The sequence below is a fragment of the Streptomyces sp. NPDC034103 genome (assembly GCF_055575395.1).
Map to the genome: position 1 here is coordinate 1 of NZ_JBVISS010000034.1, position 13,712 is coordinate 13,712.

General features: G+C 67.6%; 14 protein-coding genes. 6 read left to right on the forward strand and 8 right to left on the reverse strand.

What is annotated here, in order from left to right; genetic code table 11:
• Positions 1 to 485 precede the first annotated feature (485 nt).
• Together ACZ56U_RS39755 and ACZ56U_RS39760 are read left to right on the forward strand one after the other, a co-directional pair.
• Positions 486 to 620 carry a hypothetical protein gene (locus ACZ56U_RS39755; protein WP_469088822.1) on the forward strand — a complete coding sequence of 45 codons (135 nt, stop codon included), beginning with the start codon at positions 486 to 488 and terminating at the stop codon, positions 618 to 620.
• Positions 621 to 811: 191 nt separating this feature from the next.
• Positions 812 to 2,305, forward strand: coding sequence for an NHL domain-containing protein (locus tag ACZ56U_RS39760; RefSeq protein WP_469088823.1), 1,494 nt, complete (start codon positions 812 to 814; stop codon positions 2,303 to 2,305).
• Between the two features lie 51 nt (positions 2,306 to 2,356).
• Here the strand turns inward: ACZ56U_RS39760 and ACZ56U_RS39765 are convergent, their stop codons facing one another.
• Together ACZ56U_RS39765 and ACZ56U_RS39770 are read right to left on the reverse strand one after the other, a co-directional pair.
• On the reverse strand, positions 2,357 to 2,914 hold the full coding sequence (locus ACZ56U_RS39765) for a hypothetical protein (RefSeq protein ID WP_469088824.1): 558 nt from the start codon (positions 2,912 to 2,914) through the stop codon (positions 2,357 to 2,359).
• Between the two features lie 37 nt (positions 2,915 to 2,951).
• Positions 2,952 to 4,037, reverse strand: coding sequence for a hypothetical protein (locus ACZ56U_RS39770; RefSeq protein ID WP_469088825.1), 1,086 nt, complete (start codon positions 4,035 to 4,037; stop codon positions 2,952 to 2,954).
• Positions 4,038 to 4,442: 405 nt separating this feature from the next.
• On the opposite strand from ACZ56U_RS39770, the gene ACZ56U_RS39775 reads away from it, so the two are divergent.
• The gene (locus ACZ56U_RS39775) at positions 4,443 to 5,162 is read left to right on the forward strand and encodes a hypothetical protein (RefSeq protein WP_469088826.1); all 720 of its coding nucleotides are present in this window, start codon (positions 4,443 to 4,445) and stop codon (positions 5,160 to 5,162) included.
• Positions 5,163 to 5,234: 72 nt separating this feature from the next.
• Complete coding sequence (locus tag ACZ56U_RS39780) at positions 5,235 to 7,079, forward strand: FG-GAP-like repeat-containing protein (RefSeq protein ID WP_469088827.1); 1,845 nt, start codon at positions 5,235 to 5,237, stop codon at positions 7,077 to 7,079.
• A gap of 286 nt (positions 7,080 to 7,365) precedes the next feature.
• Here ACZ56U_RS39780 and ACZ56U_RS39785 read toward each other — a convergent pair whose 3' ends face one another.
• Together ACZ56U_RS39785 and ACZ56U_RS39790 are read right to left on the reverse strand one after the other, a co-directional pair.
• Positions 7,366 to 8,025, reverse strand: coding sequence for an HNH endonuclease family protein (locus ACZ56U_RS39785; RefSeq protein ID WP_469088828.1), 660 nt, complete (start codon positions 8,023 to 8,025; stop codon positions 7,366 to 7,368).
• A gap of 285 nt (positions 8,026 to 8,310) precedes the next feature.
• The gene (locus tag ACZ56U_RS39790) at positions 8,311 to 8,556 is read right to left on the reverse strand and encodes a trypsin-like serine protease (RefSeq protein WP_469088829.1); all 246 of its coding nucleotides are present in this window, start codon (positions 8,554 to 8,556) and stop codon (positions 8,311 to 8,313) included.
• 79 nt (positions 8,557 to 8,635) lie between these two features.
• Between ACZ56U_RS39790 and ACZ56U_RS39795 the strand changes: the two genes are divergently transcribed.
• On the forward strand, positions 8,636 to 8,917 hold the full coding sequence (locus ACZ56U_RS39795; RefSeq protein ID WP_469088830.1) for a hypothetical protein: 282 nt from the start codon (positions 8,636 to 8,638) through the stop codon (positions 8,915 to 8,917).
• Between the two features lie 5 nt (positions 8,918 to 8,922).
• Here the strand turns inward: ACZ56U_RS39795 and ACZ56U_RS39800 are convergent, their stop codons facing one another.
• From ACZ56U_RS39800 to ACZ56U_RS39815, 4 genes are all read right to left on the reverse strand, one after another.
• Positions 8,923 to 9,099: a hypothetical protein gene (locus ACZ56U_RS39800; protein WP_469088831.1), complete on the reverse strand. Its 177-nt coding sequence runs from the start codon at positions 9,097 to 9,099 to the stop codon at positions 8,923 to 8,925.
• 9 nt (positions 9,100 to 9,108) lie between these two features.
• Entirely contained in the window at positions 9,109 to 9,309 is a 201-nt protein-coding gene (locus ACZ56U_RS39805) for a hypothetical protein (protein WP_469088832.1), read from the reverse strand.
• Positions 9,302 to 9,436: a hypothetical protein gene (locus ACZ56U_RS39810; RefSeq protein ID WP_469088833.1), complete on the reverse strand. Its 135-nt coding sequence runs from the start codon at positions 9,434 to 9,436 to the stop codon at positions 9,302 to 9,304. Before ACZ56U_RS39810 ends, ACZ56U_RS39805 begins: the two co-directional genes overlap by 8 nt.
• A gap of 268 nt (positions 9,437 to 9,704) precedes the next feature.
• Entirely contained in the window at positions 9,705 to 10,418 is a 714-nt protein-coding gene (locus tag ACZ56U_RS39815) for a hypothetical protein (RefSeq protein ID WP_469088834.1), read from the reverse strand.
• Positions 10,419 to 10,714: 296 nt separating this feature from the next.
• On the opposite strand from ACZ56U_RS39815, the gene fxsT reads away from it, so the two are divergent.
• The gene (gene fxsT, locus ACZ56U_RS39820; RefSeq protein WP_469088835.1) at positions 10,715 to 13,285 is read left to right on the forward strand and encodes an FxSxx-COOH system tetratricopeptide repeat protein; all 2,571 of its coding nucleotides are present in this window, start codon (positions 10,715 to 10,717) and stop codon (positions 13,283 to 13,285) included.
• The last annotated feature ends 427 nt before the right edge of the window (positions 13,286 to 13,712 follow it).

The window sequence follows — 13,712 nt, forward strand, 5'->3', positions numbered from 1 at the left end:
TTCGGGCAGCAACGGCTCGATCAACGACCACAGTTCATCCGAGACAATCCAGGGCTTCGGCTGGTGCTTCCCCACGACTGCACCAACGAGCCATCACAACGACAGTCACATGATCAACTCACTTCTGTTAGGACCCCTTAGCGAGTGCTCGAAATCCCGTACCGCCTAGCGCTAGTCATAGCCTGGCAACGTGGATGAAGAACATGGCGAAGAGATCGAGGTAGAACGCCGTGTCGCCTGGTTCGTTGAGGCTGGTCTTGACGGCAAGTGGAGACCAATGTCCGGGCGTTACGACGAGCGAACCGAGGCTGTAGCTCATCGGGACTGGTGCCAGACGCACGCTCCACCAGGGGTTTCTCATCGGCTCGTCCGGGAGACCATCCGGGTGTCGATCGCCGTCGACGACGCATGGGAGCGAGGTTCAGGTCCTCTTGGACCAATTCTTGCGAGGGCCGCGCCGAGTGGGCCTGCGCGTCATGAGGGTGATGAGTGACCAGGGCGTGTCCGGCGTCGCGGCCGGGATCACGGTCAGGCTCGTCGTCTTCGCCGCCGTATACCGTGACGCAACAGCGAGTGCGGAGCCGGGCTTCGTCAACGCCGCGCATGTCGTTCCCTCGTGAGGGTGGCTGATCTTTCGGTCGTGTGTCGAGGTGTGGTCCGCCTTGTGCAGGAAGCGCCCCAAAGGCCGCAGACGGGTAAACACTCCGTTTCAGGACAAGGGTGTGATCCGGCGTTCTGCTTTTCGCTCTGTTCATCCGCTCTCGCCGTCACCATCAAGTCGGCGGTCGGGTGAACGGGCGAAGGGACGAAGATGGGCACTGACACGGGAACTGCAGATGGTGAGCAGGCTGCTCGCCTGATCAGCACGGTTGCGGGAACAGCTACCCCAGAGGTGGCCAAGGACGGCAAGGAGCTGGCCCGTTCGACTAAGTTGAACGGGCCGTACGGGGTCGCGGTGGACCGCGACGGGACCCTATACATCTGTGAGCACGCCGGCCATCGGGTCCGGAGGGTCACGACTGACGGGAAGATCAGTACGGTCGCGGGGACCGGGAGTCCGGGGTGTGGAGCAGAGGGGGTCTCCGCCCTCTCGGCCGCGCTGCAACACCCGCGTGGGATTGCCGTGGACAGCGCGGGCGACCTCTACATCGCCGATGCGGGTAACCACCGTATCCGGAAGGTCACGATGGCCGACGGGAAGATCCGTACGTTCGCCGGGACGGGCACCGGGGCCACTGACCGTGCCTTGGCTACCGCTACCCCTCTGAACGTGCCGCACGATGTCGCGGTGGACAGCGCGGGCGATGTTTACATCGCCGACTACGGCAACCACCAGATCAGGAAGGTCACGGCTGACGGGAAGATCAGCACGGTCGTCGGGAAGAGCACTTATGGCTCGGCCTCTGACGGTACCCTCGCCACCGACGCCCAGCTGAAGCACCCAAGCGCCGTGGCCGTGGACAGCGAAGGCAACCTCTATATCGCCGATTCCGGCAACCAGCGGGTCCGGAAGGTCACGAAGGCCGACGGGAAGATCCGCGCGCTTGCCGGGACGGCCTCGGCCCCGTTGAACCTCTCAGTGGCGATGGCCGTGGACAGCGTGGGCGACCTCTATGTCGCCGACTACGGCAGCCACCGGATCACGAAGGTCACCGCTGACGGGAAGGTCAGCACGCTTGCCGGAACAGGCGCCCCGGGCTTCGACGGTGACGGCGAGTTGGCCGCCAAGGACGCCAAGCTGTCCCACCCGTACGGGCTTGCTGTGGACTGCGTGGACTCGCTCTACATCGCCGACTACAGCAACGCCCGCGTCCGGAAGGTCACGTCGGCGAAGTTGGTGGGGCTGCCCGATTCGGGCACGGTGGTCTCCTTCGCCAACGTCCGCAGCAAACTGAGGATCTCGGTCGTGCGTGAGTCGACCAAGGACGGGGCCGAGGTGCAGCAGACTCTCACCGTCCCCAGGGACCATCAGCGATGGCGGCTGATCGCGGCAGGGCAGGACGACGGCGAGGTCCTGTATCGGATCGAGAACGTACGCAGCGGCAAGGTCCTGGAGGTCGTGGGAGCCCACAAGGCCAAGGGGGCGGTGGTGGCGCAGCGCGCCTACGAGGGTGCTGACGCGCACCACCAGCAGTGGCGGCTGGTGCCGGTGGGTTCGGTGACCGATTCTCCGCGGGTGTATGAGATCGCGAACCGGCACAGCGGTCTGCTGCTGCGGGTCGACACCAACGCCCGCACGGTGATCACGCAGCAGGAGGCGGAGGGCGACCCCCGGGGCCGTCAGTGGCAGCTGCTCCCGGTATGACGCAGGAGGGGGCAGGGGCTGTCACGCCCCTGCCCCCTTGCGACGTGAGCGCTACTGGGAACTGGATGGTCCCTCGGTGGTCGTTTCGGTCTTCTTGGTTTCCCCCAGCCTCTGCGGAGCCTTGGCGGTCGCTGGAGGCGGCTCGGCAGGCTCTGCGGCCTTGGGTGTCTTCGGCGCCTCGGGGGTCTTGGCGTATGTCGCCCTGTCCGGGTCGCTCTGGAGGCCCCCGTGCTTTTGCAGCCCGTCCTCCTCCTTCACCGTCTCCTTCGCCTTTGCCATGCCAGCGGACGCCGTGCCGGAGACCGTGCCGGCATGGGCCGAGTCCTTCTCCGTCTGGGCCGAGTTCTTCGTCGTCTGGATGAAAGAGCCGAGGATGCCCATGATGACCCGCGCTTCAGGTGACTGCTCCCGGACGACTTTCGCCCGGGAGGAAGCCCCGTGGAGATCATTGATGAACAGGTCCGCGCTCTTGTCGTCGTACGCGTCCTGTGTGACGTCCTCGAAGTCGACGTGCGCAGCCGGCCGCGACTCCGCGTTGCCGGGCTTCACCGAGAAGAGCCCCGCACTGTTCTTCGCGAAACCGAAAATGTTGTCGAACACCATGGTCATTGCCCCTGATCGTCGTGGAGATGGCGTCGCCGCCCGGTCAACCCTTGTACAGGGCTCGCTGGCTGTAGGTCAGGCTCTCTTCTTCGAACATGGTGTGATGGACGTCCAGGGCGGAGACGACTTCCATTCGCCCCTTCATCCGGAATCCGCCGCCGGCCAGGTTGATGTTGGCGATGTCGCGGGCGACCTCCTTGGCGAGGCCGGGATTCCCGGGCTGTGGGGGAGACAGGATGGGAACTGGTACGGCGTACTGCACCGCGAGGTACCCGGCGAAGGTCACCGGGATCTCGTACTCGTAGTGCCGGTGGACGCGCCGCTGCGTGGCCATGGTCTCCACGCGGGAGTCTTTCGGGACCGTGCCGGAGATCTGCGATTTCGAGGTCCAGCTGGTCGTCAGGGAACCTCCGACGGTGGCCGCGAGGCCCAGCGCCAGCTGCGCGTTGAGCGACGCGTTGCCGCTGGCACTGCCCTGGGTGGTGAACGCCACCGAGTCCGTCACCGAGTTCGACGTGGAGTTCCCCGTCGAGTTCGTCGTGGCCGTTTCCGTGGCGTTGGCGTTGTCGACCCCGACGCTGTCCTTGCTGTTCTTGTTGGTCACCGTGTTGGCGTTCTTGTTCGCCATGTCGTTGCGCATCTGCGTCCCGAACTGCGCCTGGAGGTCCATCTTGAGCTGGTTCTGCAACTGCAACTGCAGCTGCGCGCCGATGCTTCCGCCGAAGGTGAGCTTGGCATCTCCGTGAAGCGACCACGTCACCCCGTTCGACACGGTGAATTCGACCGAGTCGGTGAAGGTCATCGAGTTGTTCTGGCTGCGGTTCACGTAGGCGCGCGAGGAGAACGTGTCGGGCCGGGGAGGCGTGATGTCTCCCCGCTCCTCGATCAGCGGCTCCCCGAGGTTCATGTAGGCGAGCCAGCCAAGATCGAACGCGGAGTCGTCGACAGTGCCGTGGCTCAACTTGTTGATGGAGATGCCGACGGGCTTGTGCTGCACACCGTTGCTGTCGGTGTGGACCAGGTTGGCGTGGTTCAGGAGAGACGGCAGGTCGATGCCGAGTTCCTGCAGGTTCGTTTTCGTCAGCGGATGGCGCTTGAACCGTTCCAGGTTGTATGCAGTGGAAGGCATTCCCCGTCCTCGACTGATCTGTCCGAAACGCGCTCGATGGAATGGAACAGATATCCGCGCGCTTTCCGAAATTCGAAAGTATCAGAGGCATAATTTTCTGGGAAGGCGCCTTCGGGCATCCCGCTCAATCGAGTGAAAAGGAATCGCAGCCCGCTCCCAACTTGCCTTCAATTGCGGTAAGTTGAGGCGGCTGCCAGTCGCTCGATCGATTCCCTCACGCATTTCCGTACGCGAATGTTGTGCTGGCACCCGCTTGGCGGCGGGCGGCGTTGAATTCGGTCGTCCTCTTGAATGCCGGGACTATGTCGATGCAGGTCGGATAATGCGGCGGTAATGCCGTGCGGAAAAGCGCTGCCCTTGTGGCTGGCTTAATGTTCTCCACTTCAACAACAGGTGAGGTCCGCGATGTACACCCAAGAACGCACGGCGATGTCGAACCTGGTGGTCGGCGGCCCGGTGGCGGTGAACAGCTACGACAACGCGATCGTGGCGGCGCTGGTCGAGAACCGGCCGGTGATGCTCGTCCACGCCTTCAACGGCGGCTTCCTGCAGCCTGCCGAGCTGAAGGACAGCGTCCACGACAAGGGAGTCAAGCTGTCCACCGCGCTCGACACAGGCACCAAGGAGGCGCAGGGCCACCTCTGGTACATCACCCCGGCCGGCTTCTTCGGGCAGCGGCCGCTGTACTTCATCGAGAGCGCCGCGGGCCAGGTACCGCTGAAGCCGCCCGGCGCCGGCCAGGTTGATGCAGGGCGCGGCGACGACGGCGTGCCCAAGCCGCAGCGGCGGCGGATCACCGTCCACCAGGACGCCCCCAAGGACACGGCCGACGCTGTCCGGGTGGGCCTGCCCGACAAGGTCGGCGACCTGTGGCGCGGGAAGAACGGCGCGCCGGAGGACACTCAGCTGTGGGTGGTCACGGTGACGCCGTGGGGCGGAATCACCTTCGTGCCGATCACCCACCCGGACACCATCCTCGGGTTCAAGGACCACGCAGTGGCGGCCGACAGCGAGGTGCGCGTGACCTACAACTGGGGCGGTGACTTCACCGGGACGGTCATCAACACGTTCTACCCGCGGCTGCCCAACGAGTGGAGCGTCCCCTACCACCACGTCTTCACGTGACCCGCGGCCGCTGCCCCACCGCGCCGCGCACGTCCTGAGCCCACGCCCGCACCGCCCGGAAGAGGCACCACGATGCCCGTGCCCACGCAAGAACTGAAACTCCAGATCGTCAACGCCGCCACGGGGAAGATCCTCGGCGCCCGCTCCACGCCGGGAACGGACGGGGCACTGGTCGTGCGCGACTTCCCCGACGGTGGCCCGGACCCGGAGCAATGGCAGCTCACCCCCGTGCAAGCGCAAGGCGGAAAAACACCAGACGAGCAGGCCTATGTGATCCGCAACGCGGCCTGCGACAAAGTCCTGCACAACCCCGCCGCCGCAGACCGCGGCATCCGCCAATCGGATGCCGCGGCCGGCAATAAGGCCCAGCAGTGGCGCCTCGTCCCCGTCGAGAACGAAGCGGGCCTCTTTTACATCGAAGAGGCCACCGACGGGGCCGTTCTCGACCTCGCCGACCCTGCAGCGGACGACATCCGGGTCGTCCTGCGCGAGTACGACGACAGCGCGGCAAGCCAGCACTGGCGGTTCGTGACGGCCACCCCCGAGCGCACGAGCGATCCCGTGCTGCGCTTTGCGCCACTGAGCCACTGGAACAGCCGCCAGTCCTGGCGACTTGTCCGCTCGGCCGCGCTGCGGCCGGCACCCGACGCGACACCCTCCTTCAGCGACATGCTGCTGGTCGGCAAGCGATTCGGAAGCGACCAGGACGCCGGCGCGTGGAAGAGCGTGGGAGCCAGCAGCTCAACCGGCGGGCAACCGGGCCGGTGGGCCGGGCTCGGTGACCGGTTCCTCGCCGACACCACCGGAGCAGGCCGCGCGGACATCGTCGGGCTCAAACCGGCGAAGGGGGCTGTCACGGCCGCCAGCCAGGGCGACGGCACCTTCAAGGACGACGAGCGCATCCTGCACCCATCCGTACCTTCCCCAAGTCCCAATGATTTGTGGACCCTCGCGGACACAACAGGCAACGGCAAGCCCGACGTCGTCGTCCTCGCCGCCGACGGTGTCCGCGTGTTCCTGCAGGACGAGAACAAGAAATTCGTGCCCGCGAGCGGCGAGCCGGTCATCAAGGCGTTCGGCCACGGGCAGCCGGCCGGCGGGTGGGTTGCCGACAAGCATCCCCGCTTCGTCACCGACACCACCGGTGACGGCCGGACGGACATCGTCGGCTTCCACGATGACGGCGTTTGGATCTCACTCCAGGACGAGGACGGGAAGTTCGCACCACTTGCCGCGGAACCGGCTCTACGGGCATTCGGCCACGACGAGAAGGCGGGTGGCTGGCTTGCCGACAAGTATCCCCGCTTCCTCGCCGACACCACCAGTGACGGCCGCACAGACATCGTCGGCTTCCACGATGACGGCGTCTGGATCTCACTCCAGGACGAGGACGGGTCGTTCGCCGACCCTCTGTACGTTCTCGACGACTTCGGGGTCGACCAGGGGTGGAGTTCGGTCGAGGAGCACCCCCGGTTCCTGCTCCAGACCACCGCCGGCGGAGCGGTGGACATCGTCGGGTTTGGCCCGCAGGGCGTCGTCGTCGCACGTGGGCGCGGCGACGGCACGTTCGAGCCCTCCCAGCTCGTCCTGAACGACTTCGGGCTCGCCCAGGAGTGGACGAGCAAGAAGCACCTGCGGTCCCTCGCCGACGTCACCGGCGACGGCACCCCGGATATCGTCGGCTTCGGCGACGAAGGGGTCTGGGTGTCACACAACCGCGGCGACGGCCGGTTCGAGCAGGCGCAGCTGGTGTGCCGCGGCTTCGGCTACAACGACGACGCAGGCGCCTGGCGGGTCGGCCACCACCCCCGCTTCCTCGCCGACATCACCGGTGACAAACGCGTCGACATCGTCGGCTTCGGCGGGCCGGGCGTGTACGTGGCCCGCAATCTCTTCCGCCGCTTCAAAACCCGTTAATCCTTCACGGCCCTCGACCGCTGCGGGCCGGCGACTGGTCATCGGCGGCGAGGGCGGCTACCCGGCCGTCCAGCTCGACACCAATGACCGCGAACGCAACGCCGCTGGCGCGCCCGGCCGACGCTGAACCAGCCTGTCGGTGCAAGGCGCGCCGCCCTGCACCTCGCAGGCTGGCGACCGCACCGCCCACCGCCCAAGCGGCCCCTCGGTGTCGTACCAGGAAAGGCCCGCAGGCCCATTCCTTGCGGACGGACAGCGCGGTTTGAACCAGCCGACCTTCGCGTCCCTACAGGGCGGGGGTGTAGGTGACGGTGGAGTCGGCGCAGTCGGCGGCGATGTCCTCCAGTTGGTTGCGTTCAAGTTGGTCGGCAGCCAGGTTCCAGCGGAGTTTGGTGGCGGTCCATTCCGAGACGTACCGGCACAGGGCCCCGCTGGCGGGCGGGAGCCACTGGGCGGGGTCCTTGTCGGCTTTGGACCGGTTGGAGCGGGCGGTGACGGCTACCAGGCTGGCGTCCTGGCCGAGGTCGTTGGCGTAGGCCTCGCGACGCTGTGCGCTCCAGGCGAAGGCGCCGGAGTCCCAGGCTTCGGCGAGGGGGACCAGGTGGTCGATGTCCAGGCCGGACGCGGCGGCCACGGTCTGCTCGTCGTAGTACGACCACCAGACGCCTCCACTGAGCGCGCACCGGGCGCCAACGGTGGGCGCGGTGACGGCCTCGGCGATGAGAACCTCGTTGCGGGTGGTGCAGCCGTCGGCCGGGTCGTCGCCGGAGTTCCAGTGCTTGAACGCCTCGCGGGTATAGCCGTCGCGGGACTCGGTGGCCAGCGGCAAGCTGGCGACGGCTTCGGTGAGCGGAACGGTCTCTGCCGCGAGGGCGGACGGTGCGATGGTGAGGGACAGGACGGTGAGGAGCGCGGCGGGCAGGCCGCGCAGCAGAGCGGTGCGCATGTACCTGTTGTTAGCGGCCGGTACGGGGCGCACGGGCCGGGGACGGCGGTTGCGCCCCTCGTGTGAGTGCAAAGGTCGTACTGGAGAAACGACACGGCTCGGTTCTGACGCTGCTCACGCGGCGAGGACGTCCGCCTGCATTGCCTTCGCCGCGTAGGCGACCGCCCTTCATTCCCACACTGCGCAGACGCGGCCCCGAAAGGATCATTCGGGCCGCGGTGCGTGCCGTCGCATTCATCCTGTGGGCCTGAGGCTTGGGCAGGGAGGTGACTCACCTGCTAGCCGTTAGGTTGACACTCCCGGTGCGTTGGTCAGGATCCAGTCTCGGTATGCGGCGACCCTGGTGAAGACGTCGGGGTGGGTGGAGGCGCAGCCCTGTGCGTAGGAGAGGATGCCCACGAGAACGGTGACGGTGCCGCCGGGATGCAGTTGAAGGAAAGGGCCGCCGGTGTCGCGCTGGCAGGTTCCTTGTTGGGCACGTAGGTGCACAACTGGCGGTTGGCGTCCATGATGCTGAAGTGGGTTTTGCACTGGCTGGCTTTCGGTAGTGCTCCATGCAGTACAGCCGGAACGCCCCCATCCGCCGGGTACAGCACGCTCATCTCGAACCGTGCGGGCGGCGCTTGGGTTTGAACTCTCCTGCTCGCTTGGGATCCGGGCTGCGGCAGACCTCCCCGACGAACTGATCAAGCTGGAACGTTCCGCCGAAGAAGCGCGCGCACAGCTCGCTGGGCTCGACGGTGAGGCGTACGCGGCGCAGTGGGTGCGGTGGCGGGAGGCGGCCGCGGTGTCCCAGGGCGCGGTCACGGCCGCGGCTGTGGAAACGGGTACGTCACGCGTGGAGCTGGAGATGAAGGTGAAGAAGGCGGTGCGCTACACCACCGCCGACTGACCTGATTATTCGCTGGTGAGCCGGTACTCGTCGGCCTCGGGCTGCCAGTCGGGCGCGAAGCCCACATCGATGCCGCCGTCCGGGGCCTGCGAGGCGACGTCGTCGGCCGAAGCCACGTCGGCCGTGCTGGCCTGGGCGAGCTGGTCTGCTGAGTGCTGGTCGGCGAACATGCCGCTCAGCATGGCAGGGACCTACGGGGTGTCCGGCCACGTCGTCAACACCGTGCCCCTCTGTTCGTCGGTGAGGGTCACGCGGGAGCCGGCCTGGCCGCTGCACTCACCCACCCACAACCTGAACTTCTCACGCGCCACGCCCTCCACACCCCACCAGCCATGCCGCGCGGGTGCACCGTTGAGGATCAGTGCGACGTGGTAGCGGTGCAGATCATCCATGAGCTTCGTCCCGCCAGCCGCCTGCGTCGGCGAACAGCCGCGTCCGCGGCGTGCGGCCGGTCTTGGCCGCCATCTCGGCGACGACCTCGCGCAGGTCGGCGAGGATGCCCTCCACCGTGGCCGGCATGCACGGCGAGGGCTCCAACACGGCCCAGGCCGTGCCCGATACACAGACCCACCCAGCGCGCCCCGTGGTCGGTTTCGACGACGCGGGCTATCGCGCCGGTCTTCCCGCAGACGGCGCAGCGGTACGGGGGCGGGCGGGCGATCGGCGCGTGCACCTGCTGCGAGGTGGGTGAGCGGTGTTTGTCGCGGGCGTCGTTGGGGAGACCGGCGCGGCCCGTGGCGGCCGCCACGGGCCCATCGGGTGCCCTACCTGGCTCTTTTCGGGCGCCTCACCCGGCTGGCGGCGGCGTGGCTCCCTGGTTCACGCTGAAGTCCTGAAGTTCGATGCGGATGTCGGCGTCGGGTCCGCTGGATCCGGGGTCCGTGAAGCGGGCCGGGCCGGAGGAGCGGTAGAGGGCACCGCCGGCGGGGGAGCCGTCCGCGTTGGTGTCCTGAGCGGGTGGCGGGTAGGAGGGGAAGGTGGCTGTGAGGACGATGGGCTCGGCAGCGTCGTAGCTGAAGGGCCCCGGAACGTCACCGGACCTCATCAGAGTCATCGTGGGGGCGACGGTGAAGGTGTCGGTGAGGCTCTCGCCGTCGGGGGTGAGGCGAAGGGTGCTGACCGGTGCGGCGGCGACGTCGGGGAGCTTCAATGAGATCTTCCCGTAGACCGGATGCTCGGCTTCCATCGTGAAGTTCAGCAGCCGGTAGCGGACAAAGTCCGCACCGCCGTCGAGGATCCGCACGACCTGCGAGCCGATGAAGTTCACCGTGCCGCCGCCCTGTTGGTGAGGAGCATGGGCAATGAGGGCCACCCCGAAGGAGTTCAGGGACAAGTTGAACGTCTGCCCGACCTCGGGCAGGGATGCGGCACGCCTGGCCCTTGTCGTGGCGAAGGCCCCCGGGGAAGCAGCCAGGACGGTTCCGGCCGCAGCGGCGGCGGCCAGTGTGTGACGCAGGAGGCGCCGCCGACTCAGGGCGGGCGACGTCTGAGGAAGATCCATGACGCGAATTGTCAGCGGCACCCCGCTGCTTTGGACTACTTCGCGCGGGTTCTCACCCCCAGGGGTGACAGGAACCGCTCTCTCAGCTCCGTAACCGGCTGCTGCCACCCCGCCGCGGCACCCACCGTTCGGCCGCCATTACAGCTGTATGCCGAGCGCCCACAGCGCCGCCGGGAGTGGTGCCCATAGGTCGAGCAAAGCCGATCTGGTACGGATGCTGGTGAACGTGGGGCCGGTCAAGGGCCGCTGGCCATAGCCTGGTTGGGGACGTACAGCGGCACGGCACGGGGGCACGGATGGTCGATACGGGGGCGTCTGACGGGATGTCGGAGCGGCGGTGGTTCATCAGTCACGCGGGCGCGGATCGCGCCTGGGCGGAATGGATTGGCTGGCAGCTCCTGGACGCCGGCCACCAGGTCGAGCTGGACTACTGGGACTGGGGGACCGGCGACAATTTCGTTCTGAAGATGAATGCCGCGCTGGAGCGGGGCCGGATGCTGGCGTTGTTCTCCCCGGCCTACTTCGAGCCGGAGCGGTTCACGACCCCGGAGTGGACCGCGGTGGTGGCGATGCGGGAGAAGATCACGCCCGTGCGCATCGCGCGGGTGGATCCGCCGGCGATCCTGCGCCCGCTGCTCAGCCGCGACCTGTTCGACCTTTCCCCGATCGAGGCGCGCCGGGTGTTGCTGGAGGCGGTCGACGGCCCGTCCCGCCCGGAGACAGAGCCGCCCTTCCCCGGTACTCACAGCGTGTTGCGGCAGGTCGGAGCCAGTGGCCCCCGTCTGCCCGGGAGTCTGCCCCGGGTACGCAACCTGCCCGCCCGTAACGCGGCTTTCACCGGCCGCGACAGTCTCCTGGTCCACCTGCGCCAAGCACTCGCGTCCGACCAACGCGTCGCCGTCCAGGCCCTCCACGGCCGAGGCGGGGTCGGCAAAACCCAGCTGGCGATCGAATACGCCTACCGCTTCGCCGGCGAGTACGAACTCGCCTGGTGGATCACAGCCGAAGACCCAGCCCTGATCCCCGGCCAGCTCGCCGCTCTCGCCGCCCGCATCAACGCCGCGCCCACCGGCACGGCGCCCGGCGAGGCGGTGGAGCTGCTGCTGGCAGAGCTGGGAACGATGTCGCGCTGGCTGCTGGTCTTCGACAACGCCGAAGACCCCAGCGCCCTGGCCCCGTTCCTGCCCGGCGGCACCACCGGGCACGTCCTGATCACCTCCCGAAACCCCCACTGGCACACCTACGCCCTCCCCCTGGAGGTCGACACCCTCGCCCGCACCGAATCCATCGCCCTGCTCCGCGCCCAAGGCGCAGTCCTGTCCGACGCGGACGCCGACCACCTCGCCCACACCCTGGACGACTTGCCGCTTGCGCTGACGCAGGCCGCGGCCCTGCTCACCGGAGGGCTGTCGGCGGCCGATCTGACAGCCGAGCTCGCGCGCAGCATGGCGGAGGTGCTGGCGGAGGGCTGCCCGGATGACTATCCGGCCTCCCTGGCCGCGCAAGTCCGGCTGACCCGCACCCGTCTGGCGACCGACCACCCGGGCGCGGCAGCGGTACTGGCCGCCCTGGCGCTGCTGGCTCCCGAGCCCTTCCCCCTGACCTCCTGCGCCAGCCATCTGCCCGATCAGGCCCCTCCCGTTCTGAGCGAGGCCCTGGCATCGCGGCTACGTGCCGGGAGCGTGGTGGAGGCCATCGCCCGGCACAGCCTGGCCCGTACCCAGAACGGCACCGTCCAACTGCACCGCCTGACCCAGGCCGTGCTGGCCGACCAGCTCACCCCAGCCCAGCGCGAGCAAGCTGCACGGCATGCGGAAGCGCTCCTGACCGCGGCCGCCCCCAAGAACGCGTCCGATCCGGTGGAGTGGCCGGCGTGGCAGGTGCTGCTGCCGCACCTGCTGACCGTGGACCCGGCTTCCCCCACCACCACAGACGGCCGGCGGGTGATGCTCGGCGCGTGCTGGTACCTGATGGACCGCGGCCAGCCCCGTCCTGCCCGGGAGCGTCTGCAGCGCCTGTACGACGCCTGCCTACAGCAACTGGGTCCTGACCACGACGACACCCTGCGGGCCGCCCACAACCTGGCCCGTGCCTACGACGACACGCAGGACCATGAGCGCGCCCGCGACCTGGACGCAGACACCCTCGCCCGCCGCCGACGCTTCTACGGTGACGACCACCCCGACACCCTGCTCAGCGCCCGCAGCCTTGCCGTCGGGCTGTGGGCGCTGGGACGGCACGAGGAAGCCCTCGCCCTGGACGAGAAGACGCTTGAGGTGCAGCGTCGGGTGTGGGGAGCGGAGCATCCGGAAACGCTGCGCACGGCTGCCGGACTGGCCGTCGAGTTGGCGGCTGTGGGTCGGGTGGAGGAGGCGGTGGTGTTGGGGGAGGAGACGCTGGCGAGCTGGCGGCAGGTGGTGGGTGTGGATCATCCGGACACGCTGCGCACGGCGTACAACCTGGCCATCAGGTTGGCGGCTGTGGGTCGGGTGGAGGAGGCGGTGGTGTTGGGGGAGGAGACGCTGGCGGGCTGGCGTCGGGTGTTGGGGTCGGAGCATCCGGACACGCTGCGCACGGCGTCCAACCTGGCCGTTGACCTGGCGGCTGTGGGTCGGGTGGAAGAGGCGGTGGTGTTGGGGGAGGAAACGCTAGAGGCGCAGCGTCGGGTGTTGGGGTCGGAGCATCCGGAAACGCTGCGCACGGCGTCCAACCTGGCCGTTGACCTGGCGGCTGTGGGTCGGGTGGAGGAGGCGGTGGTGTTGGGGGAGGAAACGCTAGAGGCGCGGTGTCGCGTGTTGGGGTCGGAGCACCTGGACACGGTGCATTCGGTCGATGTGCTGAAGCAGTTGAAAGCAGCAGCAAGCTGAGGGTGAAGAGTCCTGAATTCGTTGCCCCGGCCTGCGGTCGTCTACCAGCGCATGCCCAAGGCATCGAGGTCCGATGTCCAGGAGCGGTATTTCTGATCAGTAATGGGTGGTCTGGCCTGCACTGATCAGTTTGCGGTGCCTCGGTGGGCGGGGGATTGCAGTGTGCCAGTAGCGTGATTGTGGGCGCGCTGTGCTGGATCAGCGGCCTGACCCGTGGCTTGTCAGTTAGCTGGTGGGTGATCAGGTCGTGTCATCTGCGCAGCGCAAGGTTCAGGTCCAGTGGTCGTTGGTATGCGGTGTCGCGAGATCGCCTCGTGTTACACGCTGTCGGCGTGAGTTGATCATGTGACTGTCGTTGCGATGGCTCGTTGGTGCAGTCGTGGGGAAGCACCAGCCGAAGCCCTGGATTGTCTCGGATGAACTGTGG

Bases quoted from the DNA above. Each gene is read 5' to 3' on its own strand.
- ACZ56U_RS39755 (WP_469088822.1), top strand. From the start codon at position 486: ATGAGTGACCAGGGCGTGTCCGGCGTCGCGGCCGGGATCACGGTCAGG.
- ACZ56U_RS39760 (WP_469088823.1), top strand. From the start codon at position 812: ATGGGCACTGACACGGGAACTGCAGATGGTGAGCAGGCTGCTCGCCTG.
- ACZ56U_RS39765 (WP_469088824.1), bottom strand. From the start codon at position 2,914: ATGACCATGGTGTTCGACAACATTTTCGGTTTCGCGAAGAACAGTGCG.
- ACZ56U_RS39770 (WP_469088825.1), bottom strand. From the start codon at position 4,037: ATGCCTTCCACTGCATACAACCTGGAACGGTTCAAGCGCCATCCGCTG.
- ACZ56U_RS39775 (WP_469088826.1), top strand. From the start codon at position 4,443: ATGTACACCCAAGAACGCACGGCGATGTCGAACCTGGTGGTCGGCGGC.
- ACZ56U_RS39780 (WP_469088827.1), top strand. From the start codon at position 5,235: ATGCCCGTGCCCACGCAAGAACTGAAACTCCAGATCGTCAACGCCGCC.
- ACZ56U_RS39785 (WP_469088828.1), bottom strand. From the start codon at position 8,025: ATGCGCACCGCTCTGCTGCGCGGCCTGCCCGCCGCGCTCCTCACCGTC.
- ACZ56U_RS39800 (WP_469088831.1), bottom strand. From the start codon at position 9,099: ATGCTGAGCGGCATGTTCGCCGACCAGCACTCAGCAGACCAGCTCGCC.
- ACZ56U_RS39805 (WP_469088832.1), bottom strand. From the start codon at position 9,309: ATGGATGATCTGCACCGCTACCACGTCGCACTGATCCTCAACGGTGCA.
- ACZ56U_RS39810 (WP_469088833.1), bottom strand. From the start codon at position 9,436: ATGCCGGCCACGGTGGAGGGCATCCTCGCCGACCTGCGCGAGGTCGTC.
- ACZ56U_RS39815 (WP_469088834.1), bottom strand. From the start codon at position 10,418: ATGGATCTTCCTCAGACGTCGCCCGCCCTGAGTCGGCGGCGCCTCCTG.
- fxsT (WP_469088835.1), top strand. From the start codon at position 10,715: ATGGTCGATACGGGGGCGTCTGACGGGATGTCGGAGCGGCGGTGGTTC.